The organism is Oceanobacillus kimchii X50 (assembly GCF_000340475.1).
Lineage (GTDB): Bacteria > Bacillota > Bacilli > Bacillales > Amphibacillaceae > Oceanobacillus > Oceanobacillus kimchii.
Genome location: NZ_CM001792.1, coordinates 1711617 through 1736763 on the forward strand (window position 1 = coordinate 1711617; position 25147 = coordinate 1736763).

The 25147-nt window shown below is 35.7% G+C and carries 20 protein-coding genes and 1 riboswitch; of the genes, 18 read left to right on the forward strand and 2 right to left on the reverse strand.

Going from position 1 to position 25147, the window contains the following annotated elements; genetic code table 11:
• Window positions 1-35: 35 nt before the first annotated feature.
• From parC to C794_RS09080, 12 genes are all read left to right on the forward strand, one after another.
• Window positions 36-2486, forward strand: coding sequence for a DNA topoisomerase IV subunit A (parC, locus tag C794_RS09025; protein WP_017796809.1), 2451 nt, complete (start codon window positions 36-38; stop codon window positions 2484-2486).
• Between the two features lie 159 nt (window positions 2487-2645).
• Window positions 2646-3788, forward strand: a complete 1143-nt coding sequence (locus tag C794_RS09030; RefSeq protein ID WP_017796810.1) for an acyl-CoA dehydrogenase family protein — start codon at window positions 2646-2648, stop codon at window positions 3786-3788.
• Window positions 3789-3803: 15 nt separating this feature from the next.
• Window positions 3804-5144 (forward strand): acetyl-CoA carboxylase biotin carboxylase subunit, encoded by a 1341-nt coding sequence (locus C794_RS09035; protein WP_017796811.1) that lies wholly within the window; start codon window positions 3804-3806, stop codon window positions 5142-5144.
• Between the two features lie 13 nt (window positions 5145-5157).
• Window positions 5158-5367, forward strand: coding sequence for an acetyl-CoA carboxylase biotin carboxyl carrier protein subunit (locus C794_RS09040; RefSeq protein WP_017796812.1), 210 nt, complete (start codon window positions 5158-5160; stop codon window positions 5365-5367).
• A gap of 19 nt (window positions 5368-5386) precedes the next feature.
• On the forward strand, window positions 5387-6166 hold the full coding sequence (locus tag C794_RS09045; RefSeq protein ID WP_017796813.1) for an enoyl-CoA hydratase: 780 nt from the start codon (window positions 5387-5389) through the stop codon (window positions 6164-6166).
• A gap of 21 nt (window positions 6167-6187) precedes the next feature.
• The gene (locus C794_RS09050; protein WP_017796814.1) at window positions 6188-7717 is read left to right on the forward strand and encodes an acyl-CoA carboxylase subunit beta; all 1530 of its coding nucleotides are present in this window, start codon (window positions 6188-6190) and stop codon (window positions 7715-7717) included.
• A gap of 260 nt (window positions 7718-7977) precedes the next feature.
• Entirely contained in the window at window positions 7978-11613 is a 3636-nt protein-coding gene (locus C794_RS09055; protein WP_017796815.1) for a dynamin family protein, read from the forward strand.
• 6 nt (window positions 11614-11619) lie between these two features.
• Complete coding sequence (locus C794_RS09060) at window positions 11620-12492, forward strand: 5'-3' exonuclease (protein ID WP_017796816.1); 873 nt, start codon at window positions 11620-11622, stop codon at window positions 12490-12492.
• A gap of 281 nt (window positions 12493-12773) precedes the next feature.
• A complete protein-coding gene (locus C794_RS09065; RefSeq protein WP_017796817.1) occupies window positions 12774-13199 on the forward strand; it encodes a PH domain-containing protein in 426 nt (141 codons plus the stop codon).
• Between the two features lie 9 nt (window positions 13200-13208).
• Entirely contained in the window at window positions 13209-14132 is a 924-nt protein-coding gene (gene cysK, locus C794_RS09070) for a cysteine synthase A (protein WP_017796818.1), read from the forward strand.
• A gap of 339 nt (window positions 14133-14471) precedes the next feature.
• Entirely contained in the window at window positions 14472-14798 is a 327-nt protein-coding gene (locus C794_RS09075) for a DUF2254 family protein (RefSeq protein WP_017796819.1), read from the forward strand.
• A 42-nt stretch (window positions 14799-14840) separates the two neighbouring features.
• Window positions 14841-15266, forward strand: a complete 426-nt coding sequence (locus C794_RS09080) for a pyridoxamine 5'-phosphate oxidase family protein (RefSeq protein WP_017796820.1) — start codon at window positions 14841-14843, stop codon at window positions 15264-15266.
• Window positions 15267-15474: 208 nt separating this feature from the next.
• Here C794_RS09080 and C794_RS09085 read toward each other — a convergent pair whose 3' ends face one another.
• Window positions 15475-16710: an MFS transporter gene (locus tag C794_RS09085; protein ID WP_017796821.1), complete on the reverse strand. Its 1236-nt coding sequence runs from the start codon at window positions 16708-16710 to the stop codon at window positions 15475-15477.
• Between the two features lie 15 nt (window positions 16711-16725).
• Entirely contained in the window at window positions 16726-17226 is a 501-nt protein-coding gene (locus tag C794_RS09090) for a DUF3231 family protein (RefSeq protein WP_017796822.1), read from the reverse strand.
• A 314-nt stretch (window positions 17227-17540) separates the two neighbouring features.
• Window positions 17541-17721, forward strand: a riboswitch (Lysine riboswitch).
• A gap of 102 nt (window positions 17722-17823) precedes the next feature.
• On the opposite strand from C794_RS09090, the gene dapA reads away from it, so the two are divergent.
• From dapA to C794_RS09120, 6 genes are all read left to right on the forward strand, one after another.
• On the forward strand, window positions 17824-18711 hold the full coding sequence (dapA, locus tag C794_RS09095; RefSeq protein WP_017796823.1) for a 4-hydroxy-tetrahydrodipicolinate synthase: 888 nt from the start codon (window positions 17824-17826) through the stop codon (window positions 18709-18711).
• Between the two features lie 157 nt (window positions 18712-18868).
• Window positions 18869-20095 (forward strand): DUF819 family protein, encoded by a 1227-nt coding sequence (locus C794_RS09100; RefSeq protein WP_017796824.1) that lies wholly within the window; start codon window positions 18869-18871, stop codon window positions 20093-20095.
• Between the two features lie 293 nt (window positions 20096-20388).
• The gene (locus C794_RS09105) at window positions 20389-22035 is read left to right on the forward strand and encodes an FAD-binding dehydrogenase (RefSeq protein WP_017796825.1); all 1647 of its coding nucleotides are present in this window, start codon (window positions 20389-20391) and stop codon (window positions 22033-22035) included.
• Between the two features lie 189 nt (window positions 22036-22224).
• Window positions 22225-23403: an amino acid deaminase/aldolase gene (locus C794_RS09110; protein ID WP_026133771.1), complete on the forward strand. Its 1179-nt coding sequence runs from the start codon at window positions 22225-22227 to the stop codon at window positions 23401-23403.
• Entirely contained in the window at window positions 23400-24722 is a 1323-nt protein-coding gene (locus C794_RS09115; protein ID WP_017796827.1) for a D-arabinono-1,4-lactone oxidase, read from the forward strand. The genes C794_RS09110 and C794_RS09115 overlap by 4 nt, the downstream gene beginning before the upstream one ends.
• Window positions 24723-24737: 15 nt before the next feature.
• On the forward strand, window positions 24738-25094 hold the full coding sequence (locus C794_RS09120; protein ID WP_017796828.1) for a VOC family protein: 357 nt from the start codon (window positions 24738-24740) through the stop codon (window positions 25092-25094).
• Window positions 25095-25147 lie beyond the last annotated feature (53 nt).

Below are 25147 nucleotides of genomic sequence, written 5' to 3' on the forward strand. Positions count from 1 at the left end.
TCCGTTTGAACACGCAATAATAGGGGGGATTCAATTTGTCTCAAACAGAAAAATATCTCGATCTACCTTTAGAAGAAGTAATCGGAGATCGATTCGGTAGATATAGTAAATACATTATTCAAGACCGTGCCCTTCCTGACGCGAGGGATGGGTTGAAACCTGTACAACGACGTATTTTATATGCTATGCATATGGAGAGAAATACACATGATAAACATTTTCGTAAATCAGCTAAGACTGTAGGTACCGTAATTGGTAATTATCATCCACATGGTGATTCTTCTGTTTACGATGCCATGGTTCGATTAAGCCAGGACTGGAAAGTAAGAAATGGATTAATCGAGATGCATGGAAATAATGGAAGTATTGACGGCGATCCACCTGCAGCAATGCGTTACACAGAAGCGCGTCTATCCAGTATTTCTGCAGAGCTATTACGGGATATTGATAAAGAAACAGTAGATTATATACCCAACTTTGATGAAACAACAGATGAACCGGTTGTATTACCATCAAAATTCCCCAATTTACTAGTGAATGGATCTACGGGTATTTCAGCAGGTTACGCTACGGACATACCACCTCATAATCTAGAGGAAGTCATGGATGCGGTAATTTTGAAAATTGATAAACCTGAAGCTTCTATAGATGATTTAATGAAGTTAATGAAAGGACCAGATTTTCCTACTGGTGGAATAATACAAGGGGTCGAAGGAATTCGAAAAGCGTATGAAACAGGACGAGGAAAAGTTATTGTCCGAGGAAAAGCTACTGTAGAAACTATGAAAGGCGGCAGAGAGCAAATTGTCGTCACCGAAATACCATATGAAGTAAATAAGGCTACAATGGTTAAGAAAATGGATGAATTACGTATTGACCGTAAAGTGGAAGGAATCGCTGAAGTTCGTGACGAGACAGACCGAACTGGGTTAAGGGTGGTAATTGAACTCAAAAAAGATGCCAATAGTGAAGGTGTTCTCAACTATTTATATAAAAATACGGATTTACAAATTACGTATCACTTTAATATGGTAGCGATTCAAGATAAAACACCAAAACTATTATCATTACCTTCTTTGCTCGATGCTTATATTGCTCATCAAAAAGAAGTTGTAACAAGACAAACCACCTTTGATCTAAACAAAGCAAATGCACGCGCGCATATCGTAGAAGGGTTAATTAAAGCCATCTCAATACTTGATGAATTGATTGCTACCATTCGTGCATCAAAAGATAAAGGTGACGCGAAAGCACAAATTAAAGCAAAATACGACTTTACAGAAGAACAAGCAGAAGCAATCGTCATGCTCCAATTATATCGTTTAACGAATACTGATATCGTTGAATTAGAAAAAGAAGCAGCTGAATTACAAGAAAAAATCAAAGAATATGAGTCGATCTTAGATAGTGAGAAAAAGCTTTTCCAAACAATCAAAAAAGAGTTACGACAAATTAAAAAGAAATTTGCTGATCCTCGTAGAACAGTTATCGAAGAGAAAATAGAGGAACTAAAAATTAATATTGAAGTAACTGTCGCTAGTGAGGATGTACTTGTTTCAGTGACGCGAGACGGTTATCTAAAAAGAACCAGTTTACGTTCCTATGCTGCTTCAAATGAAGAAGAGTTACCGGTAAAAGACGATGATTATCCTATATCTTTACTAGAAGTAAATACAACGGACAACTTGCTGTTATTTACAAATAAAGGTAAATACATTTTATGTCCTGTTCATGAATTACCAGATATTCGTTGGAAGGATATGGGTCAGCATATTTCTAATATCGTTCCGTTGGATAAAGAAGAATACCTGATTCGGTGCATGCCGGTCCGAGATTTTAAAACAGCTGATGGATATCTGATCTTCTTTACGAAAAACGGTATGGTTAAGCGAAGTGAGTTCCAGTTATATAATGCTCAGCGGAGGTCAAAAGCATTAATTGCTCTAAACCTTAAAGGGGACGATGAAGTTGTTCATGTTAGCCATACCAATGGAAATATGGATGTATTTATCGCTACGTATAAAGGGTATGGGTTATGGTACCATGAGTCAGAAATATCGATAGTCGGACAACGAGCAGCTGGAGTTAAATCAATTTCATTAAAAGACGATGATGAAGTTGTAAATGGACAAGTATTTGATGATTTATCAGAACCATCTTTAACATTAATTACACAACGAGGCTCTTGCAAACGAATGAAATTGAAAGACTTTGAAAAAACTACCCGTGCAAAACGGGGTGTAATGATGCTTCGTGAGCTGAAAAACAAAGCACATCGTGTAAAAGGCTTTTTCGCTTTACAAGATCATGAGGGACAACCGGTTTGTTTCCAGACAGCAAATGGAAGTATCCACGAAATTGTGCCACTAACATTAAAGGCCACAGATCGGTATAACAATGGGTCCTTTATTATTGATACGGATCATGAAGGAGAAGTCATTCATGTATGGAAACGAGCAAATTATGAAAAACCGTTCGATGAATAATTAAATAACTACAAATTTTAGGCAAATGTAGGAAATCTACATTTGCCTATTTCATTCCTTTTGATAAAATAGAATGTAGAATCGAATGTATGATAATTCTTAACCATTTGATTTTTATGACTGAGTAACAGCTTGTTGCTTGAAAAAAGGAGGATGTACATGAATTTTGAGCTTACGAAAGAGCAGATCATGATTCGAAAGATGGTTCGTGATTTTGCAGAAAGCGTTATCCAACCAAGGGCTATCGAAATTGATACGAAAGCTGAATTTCCACAAGATATCTTTAAACAAATGGGAGAGTTAGGATTACTTGGAATCCCTTTTCCTGAAGAATATGGTGGTTCAGGTGGAGATACGATATCTTATGCACTTGCAGTGGAAGAGATTGGTCGTATTTGTGGAAGTACAGGACTCAGTTATGCTGCTGCAGTCTCCTTAGGTGCAAGTCCAATTTATTATTTCGGAACGGAGCAACAAAAGCTGGATTTTTTGAAACCGCTTGCATCAGGAGAGGGTCTTGGAGCGTTTGGATTAACTGAACCAAATGCTGGATCTGATTCTGGTGGTACAAAAACAACAGCTAAAGTTGATGGTGACGACTATATCATCAATGGGGAAAAATGTTTTATTACAAATGCAAGCTATGCTAAATTCATAACCGTTACTGCAGTAACCGAAATAAATGCTAATGGTCGAAATCGAATTTCAGCAATTTTGGTTCCAACAGATACACCCGGAGTAACTATTACAAGTAATTATGACAAAATGGGAGTTAGAGGATCCGATACAGCAGAAATCGTACTAAATGATGTTCGTGTACCACGTAGTAATTTATTAGGTACAGAGCATAAAGGACATCCTCAATTTCTTCAAACACTAGATGGGGGGAGAATTTCCATAGCAGCATTAGGGGTTGGTATTGCTCAAGCAGCGTTAGATAAGGCATTAGCATATGCAAAGGAACGTAAACAATTTGGAAAATCTATATCTAACTTTCAAGCGATTCAATTTAAGCTTGCAGATATGGCAATGGAAGTAGAACTGGCCCGAAATATGGTATTTAAGGCAGCTTGGCTGAAGGATGAAGGAAAGAACTTCTCTAAAGAAGCTGCGTATGCAAAACTTTTTGCTACAGAAACAGCTACACGTTCAGCTAATCAAGCAATCCAAATTCATGGTGGTTACGGATATATGCGTGAATATGAAGTAGAAAGATACTTACGTGATGCAAAATTATTAGAGATTGGTGAAGGAACATCTGAGATTCAAAGACTAGTAATTGCTAGACAGTTAGGATGTTAATGTGAGGAGGATTCTATGATTAAGAGATTGTTAATTGCCAATCGAGGTGAAATTGCTCGGAGAATCATTCGGACATGCAAACAATTAAATATTGAAACAATCGTCATTTACTCGGAAGCCGATAAAGATACTTTATTTGTTAAAGAAGCAGACGAATCTTATTTAGTTGGTGGAAATCGAGTACAGGAAAGTTACTTAAATGTAGATAAAATCTTTGAAATAGCCAAAGAAGCAAATGTTGATGCTATTCATCCTGGTTATGGCTTTCTTAGTGAGAATGCAAGTTTTGCTAACCGTTGTTTTAAGGAGAATATTACTTTTATAGGGCCATCTCCTGAAATCATTGATTTAATGGGGGATAAAATAGCAGCTAGAAAGACAATGAAACAGGCTGGTGTACCGATTGTTCCGGGTACAGAAGAGGCGATTTCCTCTGTTGAAGAGGCTGTAATGTATGCAACGGACATTGGTTATCCAATTATGCTTAAAGCAGCTGCTGGAGGCGGCGGAATTGGAATGCAAATTGTTCATAATAATGATGAATTAGTTAAAGCATTTGATAGCAATTCAAAAAGAGCTGCAAACTTTTTTGGTGACGGTTCCATGTTTTTAGAGAAAAAAATAGAAGAAACAAGACATATCGAATTTCAAGTTTTGGCTGACTACCATGGGAATGTTGTTCACTTATTCGAAAGAGAATGCTCCATTCAACGAAGAAACCAAAAAGTAATCGAGGAAGCCCCTTCTCCATTTGTAACCGATATATTACGTAAAGCAATGGGAGAAGCATCTGTTCGAGCAACAAAACAAATTAACTATACGAATGCTGGAACAATTGAATTTCTAGTTGATGGGGAAGGAAACTACTATTTCTTGGAAATGAATACTCGTGTACAAGTGGAACATCCAATTACAGAGGAGACAACGGGTATTGATATTGTTGAACAACAAATTAAAATAGCCCAAGGTGAACCGTTGCAATTTAAGCAAAATGACATACTGCAAACTGGCCATGCTATTGAAGCTAGAATTTATGCAGAAGACCCGATTACGTTTTTCCCTTCACCTGGTAATATTACTCACTTCTCTTTACCAAAAGGAGAGTGTATTCGAAACGAATGTGCAGTAAAGGAAGGGGATCAAGTAACGCCATTTTACGACCCGATGATATCAAAGCTCATTGTCAAGGGTGATACAAGGACAGAAGCTATTGCAAACTTAAAAGGTGCTGTGAATCAATTTAAAGTAGAAGGAATTAAAACAAATATCCCGATGATAAAAGAAATAATTGATTATCCCGCTTATGTAGAGGGGAATACGACTACAACATTTATCCAAGATTACTATCAAAAATAAGGAGGAATTATCAATGGAAGTGAAAGCAAATATGGCAGGAAATGTATGGAAGATCACAGTAGAACAAGGAAGTAAAGTAGAATCTGGGCAAGATATTGTTATTTTAGAATCAATGAAAATGGAAATTCCAATTGTCGCTGAATCAGCTGGTACATTGAAGGAATGGAAAATAAATGAAGGTGATTTTGTAAACGAAGGTGATGTCCTAGCGATCGTCGAGTAACTGTTATTAGGAGGATTCGATGGAATATTTAAATTATGAAATAGTAGAGAAGTATACCGGAATTATAACTTTACAGCGGCCTTCGGCAGCAAATGCGTTGTCCCAAAATCTATTAAATGAATTTAATCAATTACTTGATGATATCGAGCAAAATAAAATGATTCGTTGTGTTATTGTAACAGGTGCAGGAACGAAAGCTTTTTGCGCTGGTGCAGACTTAAAAGAGCGAAAAGGTATGAGTGATGATCAAGTGATTCAAGCAGTCAAACGAATTGGGGAGACGATTAATCGAATAGAGAAATTACAAATACCAGTAATTGCTGCAATAAATGGTGTTGCTCTCGGTGGAGGATTAGAACTAGCTTTAGCATGTGACATTCGAATAGCCGCGGAAAATACGAAGCTAGGCTTAACAGAAACATCTTTAGCGATTATCCCTGGGGCCGGAGGGACACAACGATTACCAAGAACAATTGGTGTCGGTCATGCTAAAAGACTTATATACTCTGCTGTTCCAATAACTACAGAGGAAGCTTTACGTCTTCATTTGATTGAGCGGTCAGTCAACGAAGATAAATTAATAGATGAAGCTCTTCAATTAGCAAAAAGAATTTCATCTAATGGACCGCTTGCTGTGCAGCTAGCGAAGAATGCTATCAACAATGGTCTAGACACAACATTAGAAAAGGGACTAGAAATGGAACATCTATCTTATCAGAAAGTAATACCTACTCAAGATAGATTAGAAGGCCTTCAAGCATTTGCAGAAAAGAGAAAACCGGATTACCAAGGCAGATAAGTTAAGAAAGGAGAGGGTAAAATGGATTATATTCAGGAATTAAAACAACGAATAGAAAAAATAGAACAAGGTGGAAAGCAAAAGTATCACGACAGTAACGCTGATAAGGGCAAATTATTTGCTCGAAAACGGATTGAACTTTTATTCGATCAAGATGTTATTGTAGAAGATGCGTTATTTGCCAATCATTCAGCAGAAGATTTACCTGCTGATGGGGTTGTTACTGCAATCGGAAAGATTAACGGACAGACGGTATGTGTAATGGCGAATGATTCGACTGTAAAAGCGGGTTCTTGGGGGAAACGAACGGTAGAAAAAATACTGCGAATTCAGGAAACCGCCGAAAAAATGGAAGTGCCGATCCTCTATTTAGTAGATTCAGCTGGTGCAAGAATTACCGACCAAGTCGAAGTGTTTCCAGGTCGCAGAGGAGCGGGGCGCATTTTTTATAATCAAATAAAACTTTCTGGTAAGGTACCACAAATTTGTTTATTGTTTGGTCCTTCTGCTGCAGGTGGAGCATATATTCCAGCCTTTTGTGATATTGTCGTAATGGTAGATGGCAATGCTTCTATGTATTTGGGGTCACCGCGAATGGCGGAAAAAGTAATTGGTGAAAGAGTTACACTGGAAGAAATGGGCGGAGCTAATATGCATTGTTCTGTTTCTGGGGTTGGAGATGTGCTAGTCGAATCTGAGGAAGAGGCTATCGCTTTCGCAAGAACTTATTTAGAGTATTTCCCTGCGAATTTCCGTCAAAAACCAGTGCCTAAAGAAGCGAAAGCGCCTAAGAAACTAGATAAAACTATTGATGAAATAATACCAACAAACCAGAATGCTGCATTTGATATGTATGAATTAATTAATCGAACGATTGATGAAAATAGCTTTTGTGAAATCAAGAAAAAGTTTGCACCAGAATTAATAACTGGTCTTGCTAGATTAAATGGAAAGAGTGTTGGTATTATTGCAAATCAGCCAAGGGTAAAAGGAGGAGTTCTTTTTACTGATTCAGCGGATAAAGCGGCGAAGTTCATTCAACTTTGTGATGCATTTGAAATACCACTGCTATTTTTAACAGATGTTCCAGGATTTATGATTGGAACAGGAGTAGAAAAGCAAGGGATTATTCGGCACGGTGCAAAAATGTTATTTGCGATGAGTGAAGTTACAGTTCCAAAAATATCGGTAATCGTGCGAAAAGCTTATGGAGCCGGACTTTATGCAATGTCGGGTCCAGCATTTGAACCCGATTGTTGCCTAGCTTTTCCTAACGCACAAATTGCGGTTATGGGGCCAGAAGCTGCAGTCAATGCTGTAGAAGCGAATAAAATTGCTAATTTACCTGAAGAAGAAAGAGCTGACTATATTAAACAGAAACAAGATGAATATAAGGAAAATATTGATGTATATCGACTTGCTTCTGAAATGGTAATTGACGATATTATCAATCCAAATGAACTGCGTAAGGAATTAATTCAACGCTTCAGTATTTATGAGAATAAAAGAATGACATTCACAGAAAGAAAACATGGTGTTTATCCTGTTTAATATTGTATATATTTATCCCGAATGAAGTAAATTACATTCGGGTATTTTTGTGTTTTTTATATGAATTTTAATTCCATAACAAAATATTTTTTATGAAATACGAATGTTCGCTGTTCTACAACTATTACTTGAATTAACTTTTAAGTTTACCATATTTTTATTATGTAAACTAATGTTATGCGATTTTTGGTGGCGAATGTTCTTATAATTACGTATAATAGGGGTAAAATGCGGGCAGGGAAAAGGAAGGGAAGACAGTCATGGTCGTTCAACATCAGAATACGATTAATCAAAATCAGATTATTGCATTATATGAAAGAATGCGTGAATATAGTGATTTTATTCATGCGGATCGAATGATTGATGTATTAGAAAAATATCAAAACCAAGAGCTGATTATCGCATTAGTGGGACATTTTTCAGCAGGGAAATCATCGATGATTAATCATTTAATGGGGTTAGAATTACTTGCGAATAGTCCAATACCAACAAGTGCAAATATCGTTAAAATTACTTCCGGCCAAGGGGTTGCCAACGTCTATTTCCATAATGGCGATAAAAAAGTGTATACAGAACCATACGATTTACAAGAAATTAAGCAATATTCCACAGACAAACGACAAATTAGTAGGATTGATATTAGTACGAGCACACCTATCTTACCAGAAGGAACAGCGATATTAGATACCCCAGGAATCGATGCTGCAGATGATTCAGATCGGATGCTTACAGAATCTGCATTACATTTAGCTGATTATATGCTTTATATAACAGATTATAATCATGTCCAATCAGAAGTTAATTTACAATTCTTACAAACAATGGAAGAGAAACAGCTTCCTTATGTTGTAATTGTTAATCAAATCGACAAGCATGACGATGAAGAATTAACGTTCGACGAATTCCAACAAAAAATCAAACAAACATTTGATCAATGGAATTTACATCCTTCGAAGGTTTTCTACACATCTCTTAAAGACCCACAAGCAAACTATAATCAATGGGATGAGCTATATGCATTTGTTTACCAGATGCTTACCAATAAAAAAGACTATCTTAATACATTCACTAGCATGATGCATATTTTAGAAGATCATAAGTCTTATGTACATAGTGACACCGATAAGAAGTTAGAATTATTTGCAGCGGATACCGAAAATTGGTCAGAAAAAGAGGAGAAATGGAATGAATTGTCAGATCGCCTACAACAACTTACACAACAAGGTGAAGATTTAAAAGAGTCATTTACAAGAGAACTTCAGCAAACTTTAAAAAATGCTTATCTAATGCCTGCTGAACTTCGAGAAAAAGCAAAAACGTATTTAGAATCGCAACAAACTGGCTTTAAAGTGGGTGGTATTTTCAAATCACAGAAAAAGACGGAAGAGGCAAAACAAGAACGGGAGCAACAATTTTTAGATGGGCTTAACGAATCCATACAAACAGCTTTAAAATGGAAAATACGTGATAAATGGTATGAAGAGATAAATAAACAACAGTTACCTAGTAGTCTTCGCGAACAAATTCTTCCTTATATAGAATTACAATTAGATAAGCAGGACCTAGCTAAAGCTATCCGCAAAGGAGCAGAAGTAAACGGCGATTTTGTTTTGCTTTATACGAATGATTTGGCAGAGCAGATAAAAGGCAAATTCAGACGTCAAATGAGAGTGATGCTTAATGAAGTGTCAAAACAATTACAACAACATAATGCTCAAGAAATTTCTAACATAGAAAAGGAGCTAAACCATTTAAATCAGTTAAAAGAAACAGTTGAAAATAAAGAAGTAATTATTCAAGAGAAAAGAGAGTATCTTCATCTTTTAGAAGTGACGCTGGTTGATCCTAAGCCTTCTAAAGAAACGTTGGAAGAAATGCAGAATCAAATTCATGTGCGTAAACCCAATGGCACGTATAACGAAGAGGACACTACTGAGCAAATGGCTGATACGAAATCAGAAATACAAAAGATTGATAATTATGTGGAACAGAATAGTGCTCAGCTTTCCCAAGTTAGTATACGAACATTACAAAAGTCGATGATTGAAGCGAGTTCAATTTTGAATCTGTCAGGTTTTGAAAGTTATCAAAATAATCTAAATAAACGAGAGTATAGCTTAAAAAACCGTTCTTATACGATTGCATTATTTGGTGCTTTTAGCGCCGGAAAATCATCATTTGCGAATGCGTTGATTGGTGAAGAAGTTTTACCTGTGTCGCCTAATCCAACTACGGCAGCTGTAAATCGAATTCGTCCAGTACAAGAGCCTTATGAGCATGGTCAAGTAGTTGTATCAGTAAAAAGTGAGGCTGCGATGATTCAAGACATACAGCGGATAACAAAAGCCTATCGTCCCCCAGAAGGTACACTAGAGGAACTTATTGAATGGGTAGACAAAAAAACAATTACAAAAGATGAAAATCTTCAGCGCATGTATCGTTCTTATTTAGCAGCGATCGAAAGTGGTTATCAGCAAATGAAAGATTATCTGGGTAGTGAGATGATTATAACTTTACAGGAGTTTTCTTTTTTTGTAACAGAAGAATCAAAAGCATGCTTTATAAAAGAAATGGACCTGTACTATGATTGTGGTATTACGCAACAAGGAATAACTTTAGTGGATACTCCTGGAGCCGATTCCATAAATGCTCGCCATACAAATGTATCATTTGAATACATTAAGCACGCAGATGTAATCCTTTATGTAACGTATTATAATCATGCCTTATCGCGAGCAGACAAAGATTTTCTAATGCAATTAGGAAGAGTGAAGGATGTCTTTGAATTAGATAAGATGTTCTTCATTGTGAATGCTAGTGATTTAGCTGTAGATCAAACAGAACTTGCGATAGTGAATAACTATGTAGAAGAACAATTAATCCAATTAGGAATTCGCCATCCACGATTATATCCTGTTTCGAGCAAACGGTCATTACAAGAAAAAAGAGCGAAAGAACCGTTAAATGATGAAATGATGAAGTTGGAGGAGTCGTTTTATAGTTTTATTCATAATGATCTTACTTCTTTAACAAAACAGGCTGCTGTGAGAGATCTAGAAAGAGCGTACCATGCTTTAATAGAATACATTCGATCATTACAAATGGATGAATCTGGAAAAGAGCAACGCAAAAAAGAAATAAATGATGCTAGAAATGAAATAATTCAATATGTTTCAACATTTAATGATGATTCGTATATTACTCGATTGAAGCAGAAATTAGAAAAACAAACATTTTATGTTGCCCAACGTTTCGGTATTCGTTTTCATGATTTATTTAAAGAAATTTACAACCCGACAACTATTACGGAATCTGGTTCAGCAGGCAGAGATCAACTTTATCGTCAATTTGATGAGTTAGCCGTCTACATTAATCAAGAATTAAAACAAGAATTGCAAGCAATCTCCCTACGCATGGAGCATCTAATCCATGAATGTATGAAAGAGATTCATGAAGAAATTACTTCTTTTGCTTTCCATAGAGATAGTATTTTTGAATTATCCAGTGTAGAGTTACTGGAAATGAGTACACCCGAAAAATATCCATCGATTTTATTAGAAAAGAATGCAAGTTTGAAAAAAGTATTTTCTAACTATAAAGATACGAGAAGTTTTTTTGTTAAAAATCAAAAAGAGACGATAAAAGATCAATTGTATGCTATAATTGAACCTTATGTAAAAGCATATATCGATGAAGGAAATACGATGTTATATAAAGACTACAAAGAGCAATGGACGTCAAAGTTTAGCCAATTGAAAAGTCAGTGGCAAGTTGAATTAGAGGAAATTGCAGATCAATATATTAATCGGTTGTTTGTTTCAGTTGATATTGAGATGATCGTAGAACGTTCTAAGCAGCTGGAAAAGCTATTGCTCGAAATAAGAGGAAAGGATTGATCTTACATGGCTACAAATAAAGTATTACTTGTAGATGGTATGGCATTATTGTTTAGAGGTTTTTTTGCAACGTCATTCCGTGGTAATTTTATGTATACATCGAAAGGAGTTCCTACTAATGGCGTGTACCAGTTTTTACGCTATCTAATGGATTCCGTTCAGAAATTTGAACCTACGCATGTTATTTGTTGTTGGGATATGGGAAGCAAAACTTTCCGAACAGAGTTATATGCTGGTTATAAAGCAAATCGTGATGAACCACCAAAAGAGTTGATTCCGCAATTTGATTTAGTGAAAGAGGTAGTAGAAGCTTTCAATATGCCGAATGTAGGATTAGAAAATTTTGAAGCAGATGATTGTATTGGTACTTTAGCACATGCGTATAGTATGGAAAATGAAGTTACCGTACTAACTGGTGATCAAGATCTTTTGCAGTTAGTCAAAGAAAATATTCGAGTTGCTATTATGCGTAAGGGTCAAGGGAATTACGAGGTGTTCGACCAAGGTAATTTTTATGAGAAAAAAGGATTATCGCCAAAGCAAATTATTGATTTAAAGGGATTAATGGGAGATTCATCGGACAATTATCCAGGAGTGAAAGGAATAGGCGAAAAAACTGCAATTAAACTACTACAAGAATATGAAACCGTTGATGACTTGTTAAACAATATCGAAAACTTACCAAAAGGTGTACAAACTAAAATAAATGCCAATCTAGAAATGCTTCATCTTTCCCGGTCATTGGCAGAGATTAAATGCGATGTTCCTATAAGTTGTTCGTTAGATACATCTAAATGGAATGTAGACCATGTGACTGCGACAAATAAATTGAATGAGCTAGAATTTAAAAATATAGATCGCTGGTTTATTACTTCTTAAAAGAATAAAGATAGAAATACTTAAAAAGACTGTGCTGTTCTCATAGCGCAGTCTTTTTTGTGATAGTCATAAGGGGGGTATCTTATATACGGTACAGGGGTATGCAGGATACCCTCTTTAACTTATGATCTCCTTGTGAAATATTGTAAAGAAACTGTACAATTGATATTCTTAATGACGATGGTTGATTTATGAGTTACATCACAATGAAAGTTTTGCTAAAAATAACAATACATGTCTATAATAAACTTATTGGATACAAGGAAAGAGGAGGAGCTACATTGTACTTTCGTTCAAAAAAAGACAAATGGTTAACGATTATATTGTGGGTTATCGTATTACTAGGGGTTATTGCTCCTCTGTTAAACCGTCAATGGTTTGCTTCTGGGTTGATGATTATAATTGGACTTTTTTTACTGTGGTTTTGGTTTCGTACAGGCTATCGAATTGACAATGATAAAATACTTATTTATTATGGTCCCGTTAAGCAAACTGTAAAAATCAAAGATATAGAAATTATTTTTAAGACAAAATTTCCGTTGACTTCTCCAGCACTTTCATTTGATCGAATGCAAATTAAGAGTGGAAAGTATGATATCGTTACAATCTCACCTGAAGAGAAAGAATCATTTTTACAGCAATTAATGGATATTAATCCTGACATATCTATTGATAAACGCTTATTAGAAAGTACGGATAGAAAGTAGGGATGTCTCATGCGTGTAGTCAATGATATAACTGAATTAATTGGTCAAACACCAATAGTAAAATTAAGTTGTCTTCAGCCAGAAAATGCAGCTGATATATATGTAAAGCTAGAAATGTTTAATCCGAGTGGTAGCGTAAAAGACCGAGCTGCATCCCATATGATACATGTAGCAGAACAAGAAGGGTTAATAAAGCAAGGAGCAACCATTATAGAACCTACAAGTGGAAATACAGGGATCGGGTTAGCGATGGCTGCATCTGCTAAAGGATATAAAGCGATTATGATTATGCCGGATAATAGTACGATGGAACGTCGTAATATATTAAAGGCTTATGGAGCAGAAGTCGTACTTACACCAAGCGAAGAAAAAATGCCAGGATCGATCCGTAAAGCTCTAGAACTTCAGGAATCCATTCCAAACAGTTTTATTCCACAACAATTTGAGAATATAGCTAACCCGGATGTTCATCGTATTAGTACAGCTTTAGAAATCTTAGAACAGATGGATAACCAATTAGATGCATTTGTATGTACTGCTGGAACTGGTGGTACAGTAACAGGCACAGGAGAAACACTAAAGGAAAAGTTACCTCATCTACATGTTGCGGTAGTGGAGCCAGAAGGATCGCCGGTTTTATCGGGGGGAAAGCCAGGACCGCATAAACTCGTTGGAACAAGTCCAGGATTTGTACCCGACATTTTAAATACGGATGTATATGATGAAATAATTCAAATTAAAGATGAACAAGCTGTTACTTTATTAAAAGACCTTGCTCATAAAGAAGGAATCTTTCTAGGCCCATCTGGAGCAGCTGCTGTATATGCGGCAATGGAAGTAGCAAAGAAAATTGGCCCAAATAAAAAACTTGTTTGTATTGCACCAGATACAGGGGAACGTTATCTATCAATGGATATATTCGATGAAGAATAATACCTTTTAATTAATAGTGGAAAAGTTCATCAGTGAATGATGAACTTTTCCACTATTTTTTTTTAGAGTTATAGTAACAGAGAATGAAGATCTGTGTTATCAGATGATTATTCCTCTGTCATAAAGCCCAAAAACAGCTTCTAAATTCCATTGGAATGTACAATAGACGTGCTAAAATCCAAAACACTTTTGAAAATTTACGAAGGTCTATAAAAGAAAGGCTAAAGGGTTAATCAAAATTACTTATTAGGCTAAGTTACTAGTGTTAGAATTGACTATTCCGGGTAAGAACTATATGAAACACACCAGTGTTAAAAACAAAATAGAGGAGAAAAAGATATGTTTGTAAAATTATTACCACCTTCAATCCGTAAGTATTTGCAAATGTCTAAACCGGAAAGGCAATATGAACTTCGTTTAACATTATGGCGGACACCATTACTTTATATACTTGCAACATTCTTATTTGTAGCAATTACCTTGTATCTTGATGTTGGGATAGGGTTAGCGCAATACGTGCCTGTTTTTTTTAAGGCGGAATTTGAAACCACTCGTTTACTTATTAGTTCGCTAATTGGCGGAATTTTAACATTAAGTGCTTTTACATTGAACTCTTTACTTGTTGTTCTTACTACATTTAGTGGACAGTTCTCATTAAGATTATAGGAATATTAATTATATATACGAGGTTGCAAAGGAGATATGTTAATGTGTCAAGAAAATTTAAAACTACAAATCGAGCAAATATTAGATAGTAGTTCTGTAGGAACGATGGCAACGGTAAAGAAGCAAATGCCTCATTCAAGGTATATGACTTTTTCGCATGAAAATTTAACGCTTTATACCCCAACAAATAAGGAGACCGATAAAGCAGAAGACATTGAAATCAATCCATATACCCATATTATTTTGGGTTATGAGGGCGAAGGGGTTGGTGACAAATATGTAGAATATGAAGGAAAGGTTTCGTTTAATGAGTCGCAAGAATTAAAAAATCAACTTTGGAATGATCGAATGAAGATTTATTTTGACGGTCCAAATGACCCAAATCTTACTATTTTAGAAATAAAACCATTGCATATTCGCTTAATGAATAAAAAGGGAGAAAGTCCACAAGAATTGAATTTTAATTAACCAAAAGAGGATGAGACAAAAGTATTTAATCAATAGAGAAATCCGAATGAATGGGTATTGAAAATCCGCTTCAGAAATATACTGCGCTTATTTTAGCTATCATTCGTCTTTTGACCAAATATTTTCGTTATGTCTCATCCTCTTTTGGTGTGTCAATATAGTCAGATTAAGTCATTTTATTTCATAATTTTTACTACTTAAATAGTAGTTAGTAATAATTATACGTAATCTTCGTTCGCTTATCTCTTCCATCCATGCCGTTTACATGGAGCAGTAGTAAGACTAACATTGCTACAAGAAAAGTAAAGCAAGCTACTGATAAGAATAATCCAGTTCTAGACCAATCCATTAACCAGCCAAATAATAAAGGTCCAAGAGCAACACCGATATATCTTACTGAGCCATATAGTGAAGTAATAAAACCTCTTTTTTCTTTTCCAACAGCACCGGCAATCATTGTATTTACACAAGGTAAAACTAAACCCGCTCCGATACTGCTAAAACATAATGCGAATATAAACCATATTAATGGTTCGATCCAAACTAAAGACAAATAGGATGCTGTCATTAATATAAACCCAATTACAGCTAAGCGCTTCATTTTTACAAAATTCTTTCCAATTATACTCCCTGTACGATAGGAAGTGGTAACCAAGACGAGTAGTGGAATAGCAAGAATAAGTCCCTTCCATACTCCAGTAATATGATCCTCTGTTTCTAGTTTATCGGATAAGTAAAAAAGAATACCGAAGATAGTAAGTAAACACGTTCCGCCCGCTAGATATACAGTAAATAACCATCGTCCTTCCTGTTTAAATACCAAAAACAGACCTTTAACGTATTGATTAAAAGGAGGTGGAGTTTGTCTATTTCTTCTTTCCTTAATTAAAAAGAAAACCAGTATCGCACAGAGAAAACTAATCACAGGAAATGTAAAAAATACAAAATACCATGTAATAAGCGCAAAAGCAGCACCAATAATAGGAGATAGTACCTTTCCAAGTTCATTAGATGCTTCATAAATCCCTAACATTTTGCTTTGCTCACTACCTTTAAAAAGATCTCCGATTAATGCCATGGCAATCGGAAACGTCCCTGCAGCTCCAATACCTTGAATAATTCTACCGATTAATAACCATATAAAAGCATTTGAAAAAAACGCAGCACCTATTCCGGCTAACAATCCACCAGCACCAAAAATAACTAAGGAAGGTACGATAATCGCCTTTCTAGAAAAGCGATCTGATAGGTAGCCTGCTGCAGGAATACAAATAGCCGCTGCTATAGAAAAAAGAGTGATGGTTAAGCTAACTTGAATATTGTTTAAGTTTAAGGCTTCTTTCATTTCAGGTAGTATTGGAATTAATGTTGAATTACCGAGAGTGGTAATAAAAGGTATAGAACCCAGTGATAGGATCGCAGCACCTGTATGATTCTTTCCCATGCTATTTGTTCCCCTTTATTTTATATTAATTGGTGGTATAACCAGCCATCCTTTTTGTTTCATTACATGGAGTATTTTTTGTTCATATTCCATACGTTGATTAATACATTCTGTAAATAAATCACGTATATCTTCTCTAAGAGCAACAGAGATAACTGTATTCGCAAGTATTCTTCCTGCCATCAATTCATTTTGTACAAGGATAGCCAGTTCATTATCATTAAATTTTGCTCCGGCTGGGATATCATGTTGATCTACATTTGGTCGATCGGGAGGTGAAGGAGGTAATCTAATACCAGCTTCTTTCAAAATGCCTTCAATTTGTTCGCTTTCTTGGGTAAAACAACTTTCTAATAAATCTTCAACTAATACTCGAAAGTCATGATCGACACTATGATTTATAAAAATTTGCAGTGATACTAAGGATGTTTTGACTTGATATAAATAACTCCATAAATGATATACTTCACCTGAGTGGAATGGCTCATCTTTTTCTTTAAAACGATGCATAACCATACTAATTCTCCTTTACGACATATTACGATATAGGTTTTCCTGTTTATGCAAAGTTATGCTTGAATAAATGAAAGGATTTCGCACGACTAATAAATCTACGCATAAGTTATACTAAAAAGTAAATCAATCTGTATTTTTTATAAAGTGTTTTTTCGATATTTATAACAGTAACTAGTAAAGTTATGTATCTGTGCGGTTATCTCCATATATAATTAGAAATAGTTATTCGATGAGATTGTATATTGTGAAAAAATGTTTGTCTTTCGTGATGGTTCCTGCTATAATACACGTACCAAGTGAATCATAATTCATAGGTTTTGGATAGAGGTGCGGAAACCATCAGTATATACGTGGAAGGGAATGAGCCCTGGTGAAGCGTATAGAAAGGGGGATCTGCCGAAGCGAGTGAAATACTCATTCATTAACTCGTTGGTGCTGCTATTGAACAAATACAGTGCTGTCATATAGGAGACTATATGGAGGGCTATCGAGCTGGGAACTAATTTGTTCAGCAGCAACGGGCTTCCGTTGGTGCTTTTTAATTTGGCCCAACCCTCTTAAGCAAGTTTGTTCAAATTATAAAAAGGGTGTGTTTACATGAATTTTGGAAAAGTATTAACAGCGATGGTGACGCCTTTCGATAAACATGAAGAAATCGATTTTCAAGCATTGGACTATTTAATTGACCATCTAATTAATAATGGTTCAGATGGTTTAGTAGTAGCTGGAACCACAGGAGAATCTCCAACGTTAACACATGGAGAGAGAATGAAATTATTCGAATATGTCGTAAAAAAAGTAAATGGAGTGGTACCAGTAATTGCAGGAACGGGCTCTAATTATACGAAAGCATCCATTGAACTGACAAAGGAAGTATCAAAAACTGGGGTAGATGGAGTAATGTTGGTTGCACCATACTATAATAAGCCTTCACAAGACAGTATGTACGAACACTTCAAAGTGATTGCTGAAAGCACCGAGTTACCAGTTATGTTGTATAACGTGCCAGGGCGAACTGGTGTGGACATGGATGTTTCCACTGTTGTACGTTTATCCCAAATCGATAATATTGTATCTATTAAAGATGCAAGCGGGAATTTAGAAAAAATGACAAATATTATTCGCCTTACTGACGAAAATTTCTCTGTATATAGTGGGGAAGACAGTCTAACTTTACCAGCTTTAGCTATTGGTGCTGCTGGAATTGTATCTGTATCATCTCATATTATAGGAAATGATATGCAAGAAATGATTCATCGTTTTGAACAAGGGCAAGTTGCAGAAGCAGCGAATATTCATCAACGTGTATTACCAGTCATGCAGGAAATGTTTGCAAATCCAAGTCCTGTTCCAGTTAAAACAGCATTAAATATACAATCTGTTCCTGTTGGAAAAGTTCGTTTGCCATTAATAGAGTTAAACGATGAACAGTTACAAAATTTACAGTCCGTATTATCGGATTTCGAACATTCTAAAATGATATAAGGTAAATGCTGAAAAGCTCATAAACATTTTATTTCGTGTTTGTGGGCTTTTTTACATTGGTTGATGATTAAACCTTTAAATAGGTAATCTATATCTAAACGAAAATTTACTTTCGTGATATTATAAATAAATATTATTCATATTAGGGGGGTTCACCTTGGAAAATACATTAATTCAAGCAGATGATACGATAACACTTTGGGGAATTATCATTGTCTTAGCCTCATTAAGTATTTTTTTAGAACAGCGTTTTAATTGGGCTTCTAAAGTTACTGGAGCAATTATTGCTCTTGTGAGTGCACTAATTCTATCTAATTTGGGAATTATCCCAACAGCCTCAAGCGTGTATGATGCTGTATGGAGTGTAATTGTGCCACTAGCAATCCCTTTGCTTTTATTTCATGTGAATTTCAAGAAAATTTGGAAGGAAAGCGGAAGGTTATTAACCATATTTTTACTTAGTTCGATCGGTACAGTTACAGGGGCAATAACTGCTTTCTTTATTTTTAAAGATCACATTCCAATGCTTGATAAATTAGGAGCGATGTTTAGTGGTTCTTACATAGGTGGAGGAGTTAACTTTGCAGCAATGGCAGCTAAATTTGAAACTCCGGGTGAATTGGTATCAGCTGCAGTAGTGGCGGATAATCTAATGATGGCGATATTGTTCTTACTATTAATGATGATACCGGCGATGAATTTCTTTCGAAAGAGATTCTCTACACCGCATGTATTAGAAGTAGAGAAGCAAAGTTCAGAAAATAAAGGAAAAACACAAGCAGAGAGTTTTTGGGAAAGAAAAGAAATCTCGCTAAAAGATATTGCAATGTCTGTTGGAACAGCATTTTTATTAGTTATTGTTTCTTTAAAAGTAGCTGAATTTTTTGCAGGTATTATTCCAAGTGGCGAACAAGCATCATTTTTCTTTCAATTATTACATGGTCTATTCGGAGATCACTATCTCGTGTTAACGACACTAACATTTATCGTTTTAGCGTTGTTCCCGAGTTATTTTGAAAAGCTAAATGGCAGTCAAGAAATCGGAACCTTTTTAATTCATATTTTCTTTGTAGTAATTGGTATTCCTGCATCTATTTCTCTAATCTTTGAAACGGCACCTTTATTATTAGTTTTTGCATTTATTATTGTTATTATCAATTTGATTATTTCTTTATTATTCGGGAAATTATTCAAGTTTGATTTAGAAGAGATTCTACTTGCTAGTAACGCAAATATTGGAGGACCAACAACCGCTGCGGCATTTGCAATTGCAAAAGGCTGGAGACAACTTATTGGCCCTATATTAATCGTCGGAACTTTGGGTTATATCATCGGTAACTATTTAGGCACTTTTTTAGGAACATGGTTTGGAACTATCATGTAAATTGAGAAGTTAAGAATTATTCATAAGAAAAAACGAATGGATTAGTATGCACACCTCGCTACAGAGAAATATACTCCGTTTATCTAGCGGCGGCTGGTGAGTCTCCGGAAGCTTATGTAACGGAAGGCTCACCCATTCTTTTCTTCCACTCTTCCACTTTCATCCATGTATCGCATCAGCTAGATATACCACAGAGAATGAAAATGTGAAAACGCATAGAAACTAGTTAATTAGTCTTTTTTCTTGGATAATAAGATATACTAATTCTATAAATGATTGCTAGGGGGAGTGTAATGAAAGCGGACGTAATTGTTATTGGAGCGGGGATTGCAGGTCTAGTTGCAACAGTAGAAATAGCACAATCTGGAAAGAACGTGATTCTGATTGATCAGGAACCTGAATCATCACTTGGAGGACAAGCTTGGTGGTCATTTGGTGGCTTATTTTTAGTAGATTCCAAAGAACAACGAAGATTAGGAATAAAAGATTCCTATGAACTCGCTTGGAATGATTGGAAATCTACCTCAAGCTTTGATCGTAAAGAGGATAAGTGGGGGAGAAAATGGGCGGAAGCATATGTCCAATTTGCCGCTTCGGAAAAAAGAGAGTGGTTACGTAGTTATGGAATACGTTTCTTTCCTGTTGTTGGTTGGGCAGAAAGAGGTGGTAGTCTAGCTTCTGGACATGGAAATTCAGTACCTAGATTTCATATTGTATGGGGAACAGGCCCAGGTATTGTAACTCCATTTGTAGAGCGCATGCAATCCTATGTAAAACAAGGATTAGTCACTTATTTACCACGTTATCGTGCGGAACATCTATTGGTTAAAAATGAAACCGTTTACGGTGTGGAGGGGTCCATATTGAAGGCCTCGTCAGCACAACGAGGAGAGGCAAGTAACAGAATTATAGTAGATAGCTTTTCATTGAAGGCAGAATATGTAGTGATTACATCTGGAGGAATTGGAGCAAACCACGAATTAATACGAAAAAATTGGCCGGAGCGGCTTGGAAAACCACCAAAAAATATGTTGAGCGGTGTTCCTGAGCATGTAGATGGAAAAATGTTAGAAATAGCTGAACATGCGGGAGCACGAATTGTTCACCGTGATCGTATGTGGCATTATACAGAAGGAATTAAAAATTGGAATTCGGTCTGGAAAAATCATGGGATTCGTATTTTACCAGGGCCATCGTCGATTTGGTTAGATGCAGAAGGAAATCGATTTAATGCACCAAACTATCCAGGGTTTGATACATTAAGCACATTAGAAGCGATACAAAAGACAGGGTATGATTATTCATGGTTTATATTAACGCAAAAGATTATTGAGAAAGAATTTGCCTTGTCTGGTTCAGAGCAAAATCCGGACCTAACCAATAAGCGAATAAGTGAAGTTTTAAAAAGAGCGCAATCTGGTGCTCCGGGACCAGTTCAAAAATTTCTGGATCATGGTGAAGATTTTGTAACAGCGTTAAATTTAGAAGACCTCGTTCAAAAAATGAATCAATTGACGGAAACGCCGTTATTAAAAGTAGAACATGTAATATCTCAAATCGAAGCAAGAGACCTTCAATTAGCAAATAAATTCACCAAAGATTTACAGTTAGCTGCCATGTATAATTCTCGTAAGTTTCTTGGAGATAAATTAATTCGTACTGCAAAACCGCATCCGATATTAAAAGCTGAAAATGGTCCATTAATCGGTGTAAAACTGCATATACTTAGTCGGAAAACCCTTGGAGGATTACAGACGGATTTATCGGGAAGAGTATTTAATCAGCAAAACAATTTCATCAAAGGGTTATATGCTGCAGGTGAAGTTGCAGGTTTCGGTGGTGGAGGAATGCATGGTTATAGAGCATTAGAAGGAACGTTTGTCGGCGGCTGTTTATTTAGCGGTCGAACCGTAGGAAGGTCAATTGCAAGAGGTGAATGAAGAAAGGCCATTTACTTCTGTTTAAATAATGTGTAATATCAGAATATATCGTCTTTATTGTATTAAGTTATCGATCGTAAAAACGCTTAACTTTCGAATGGAGAAACGGATGCTAATAATCTGATTAGAAATGCTAGCCATCAGTAGAGTATATTGATAGAAGCTTTTTTAAAAGTGGCAGGTGAAAAGATGGATTGGAAAGCAATCATAAAAAATGTACCATTAGATGCTAAGCCTCAACTATTGTTAGATCAAAATGCACTAGAATCAAATATAGTTAACATCGAAAAACAAGCGAACGGTAAAAATATTCGTTTAGCTACCAAGTCAATTCGTTCGATCCCTGTTTTACACAAAATTTTATCATCAAGTTCAACATTTAAAGGGTTAATGTGCTTTACCGCTTCAGAAGCTTTGTTTTTAGTTAAACACGGATTTGATGATGTTTTAATTGGATATCCAACATTCGACAAGAAATCTCTCCAAGAAATCGCAACGCTTAATCTTCAAGGAAATACAATCACATGTATGGTAGATAGTAAAGAGCATATTGAATTATTAACAAAAGTTCAAAAAGAAAATGGCGGACAATTTTACACGTGCATTGAAATGGATATGAGTAATAATTGGGCAGGATTCCATTTTGGCGTACGTCGATCTCCATTAAAGTCACCAAAAGAAGTAATCCACCTGGCAAAATTTATTGATTCTCAAGAAGGTGTATTTATTAAAGGGTTAATGGGGTATGAGGCACAAATTGCTGGTGTTACTGATAGTAATTCAGAAGAAAAGATGAGGAGTAATATTATTAAGCGGTTAAAGAAAAAATCAATTCCTACTATTGCTAAACGTAGAGAACAAGTGCATCAATTATTTCAAAAAAATAATATGCAAATTGAATTTTTTAATGGAGGTGGAACAGGAAGCTTACAAACAACTTCACAGGAAAAAACTGTCACCGAAGTAACAGTAGGTTCAGGTTTTTTTGCACCATTATTATTCGATCAATATCGAGATTTCCAATATGAACCTGCTTTATTCTTCTCGCTTCCGATTGTTAGGCAACCGAAGAAGCACATTTATACATGTTTAGGTGGTGGCTATATAGGCTCTGGTAGCATTGGAGAAGAGAAACAACCGCAACCAGTGTATCCATCTGATTCTACATTGATTTCTTTGGAAGGAGCAGGAGAAGTACAAACACCTATTCAAACAAAAGTTAACTTATCAATAGGAGATTCAGTTATTTTTCGGGCTGCAAAAGCAGGAGAAATTTGTGAACGATTCTCTGAAATATTAGTAATTGATAATGGCAAGTGGAGGCAGACATACCCAACTTATCGTGGGGAAGGGGAATGCTTTCTATGAAACAATTACAAAATTACAAGTGGCGTAATTGGTCTTCTACCTCCAACTGTTCACCAGAACGGATGTATTATCCTAGCTCCATTCATGATGTAGTTGCAATTGTAGAAGCGGCAACAAAAAATCATAAGAAAATACGAGTAGTTGGTGCAGGTCATTCTTTTACAAACTTAGTAATGACTGAAGAGTGGCTTGTATCTCTAGACAATTTAACAGGTGTTAAGGAAGTCGATGATAATAATCATACAGTCACAGTCTATGGAGGTACTCGGCTTTATGATTTAAGTAAAGCTTTGGAAAAACTGGGTTACGCACAGGAGAATTTAGGAGATATTAATCTACAAAGTATCGCAGGAGCAATTTCAACTGGAACCCATGGTACTGGGATTCAGTTCGGTAGCATCCCTACACAGGTGAAGGAATTAACCTTTGTTACGGCTGGTGGTAATCTTCTAACACTTAATGAGGAGAATAACGTAGAACTCTTCAAAGCTAGTCTAGTTTCATTAGGGATGTTTGGAATAATTATTGAAGTTAAACTCCAGGTGGTTCCTAGTCCTGTATATCGGTATATCAGTGATCATGTTTATTATCCGAACCTTTTAAATAACTTAGATAAGTATATACTAGATAATCAACATTTTGAATTTTTTATGTTTCCTTATGCCGAACAAGTTCAAACGAAAACAATGAATCCTACAAACACATCTCCGAAGAGCATAAAACTACATCAGTGGAATAACCTCATCTTGGAAAATTATATGTTTCAAGCAGTATCCCATCTTTGTTTATTAACCCCCAGCTTAAGTAGGTCGATAAGTCGTTTATCTGCAAAACTTGTTAATAAAGCTACTATCAATGCGAAGAGTTATCAATTATTTGCAACTCCTCGTAAAGTTCGGTTTATTGAAATGGAATATGGAATACCGTTAGAGCACTTTAAAGAAGCTATTCAAGAAATACGAGAGACAATCGTGCAAAATCAGTATACGGTTCATTTTCCAATTGAATGTCGTACGGTAAAGCATGATGATATATGGCTAAGTCCGTCGTACAAGAGAGACTCTGCCTATATTGCATTCCATGTCTATAAAGGGATGGAATACCGTACGTACTTTCGTGACATGGAAACAATTATGAAAAAATATAACGGCCGACCACATTGGGGTAAAATGCACCAACAAAAAACGAAAGACTTTCGTAAAATGTATCCAAAATGGGATAGATTTATCCAATTAAGAGAACTAGTTGATCCGGAGAAGATTTTCATCAATCGTTACTTAGATGAACTTTTTTATAACGATGAACGAGTAAAAGTATAAGTAAGGAGATGAACAATGGCAAAAGTGATAGGATTTGAGATTAGTAGTCAAGATCCAAAAAAAGCAATTGAGTTTTATAAGATGGTCTTTGGTTGGGAGGTAGAAGATTCTAATTGGAATTATTGGTCAATTATTCCTGATACTATTGGTGAAACGGGTGCATTTGTAGGTGGAATCAGTAAAGGGCCAGGTGATTTTCCACATGGAACCCGTATACAAATAGAGGTAGATTCTATAGATGAAACGTTAAGTCTAGCTTTACAACATCAAGCTCTAATTGTGCGAGAAAAAATGGAGTTTGAAAACTATTATTTAGCATATATTGTAGACCCGACTGGAATTGGAATCGGTCTAATTGAATTTAAACAATAATGGATTGTCTATGAGTTTTAAGTAGTTGAATATTTTATTAATGATAATCATTT

Bases quoted from the DNA above. Each gene is read 5' to 3' on its own strand.
- C794_RS09030 (WP_017796810.1), top strand. From the start codon at position 2,646: ATGAATTTTGAGCTTACGAAAGAGCAGATCATGATTCGAAAGATGGTT.
- C794_RS09035 (WP_017796811.1), top strand. From the start codon at position 3,804: ATGATTAAGAGATTGTTAATTGCCAATCGAGGTGAAATTGCTCGGAGA.
- C794_RS09040 (WP_017796812.1), top strand. From the start codon at position 5,158: ATGGAAGTGAAAGCAAATATGGCAGGAAATGTATGGAAGATCACAGTA.
- C794_RS09045 (WP_017796813.1), top strand. From the start codon at position 5,387: ATGGAATATTTAAATTATGAAATAGTAGAGAAGTATACCGGAATTATA.
- C794_RS09050 (WP_017796814.1), top strand. From the start codon at position 6,188: ATGGATTATATTCAGGAATTAAAACAACGAATAGAAAAAATAGAACAA.
- C794_RS09055 (WP_017796815.1), top strand. From the start codon at position 7,978: ATGGTCGTTCAACATCAGAATACGATTAATCAAAATCAGATTATTGCA.
- C794_RS09060 (WP_017796816.1), top strand. From the start codon at position 11,620: ATGGCTACAAATAAAGTATTACTTGTAGATGGTATGGCATTATTGTTT.
- cysK (WP_017796818.1), top strand. From the start codon at position 13,209: ATGCGTGTAGTCAATGATATAACTGAATTAATTGGTCAAACACCAATA.
- C794_RS09075 (WP_017796819.1), top strand. From the start codon at position 14,472: ATGTTTGTAAAATTATTACCACCTTCAATCCGTAAGTATTTGCAAATG.
- C794_RS09080 (WP_017796820.1), top strand. From the start codon at position 14,841: ATGTGTCAAGAAAATTTAAAACTACAAATCGAGCAAATATTAGATAGT.
- C794_RS09085 (WP_017796821.1), bottom strand. From the start codon at position 16,710: ATGGGAAAGAATCATACAGGTGCTGCGATCCTATCACTGGGTTCTATA.
- C794_RS09090 (WP_017796822.1), bottom strand. From the start codon at position 17,226: ATGGTTATGCATCGTTTTAAAGAAAAAGATGAGCCATTCCACTCAGGT.
- dapA (WP_017796823.1), top strand. From the start codon at position 17,824: ATGAATTTTGGAAAAGTATTAACAGCGATGGTGACGCCTTTCGATAAA.
- C794_RS09105 (WP_017796825.1), top strand. From the start codon at position 20,389: ATGAAAGCGGACGTAATTGTTATTGGAGCGGGGATTGCAGGTCTAGTT.
- C794_RS09110 (WP_026133771.1), top strand. From the start codon at position 22,225: ATGGATTGGAAAGCAATCATAAAAAATGTACCATTAGATGCTAAGCCT.
- C794_RS09115 (WP_017796827.1), top strand. From the start codon at position 23,400: ATGAAACAATTACAAAATTACAAGTGGCGTAATTGGTCTTCTACCTCC.
- C794_RS09120 (WP_017796828.1), top strand. From the start codon at position 24,738: ATGGCAAAAGTGATAGGATTTGAGATTAGTAGTCAAGATCCAAAAAAA.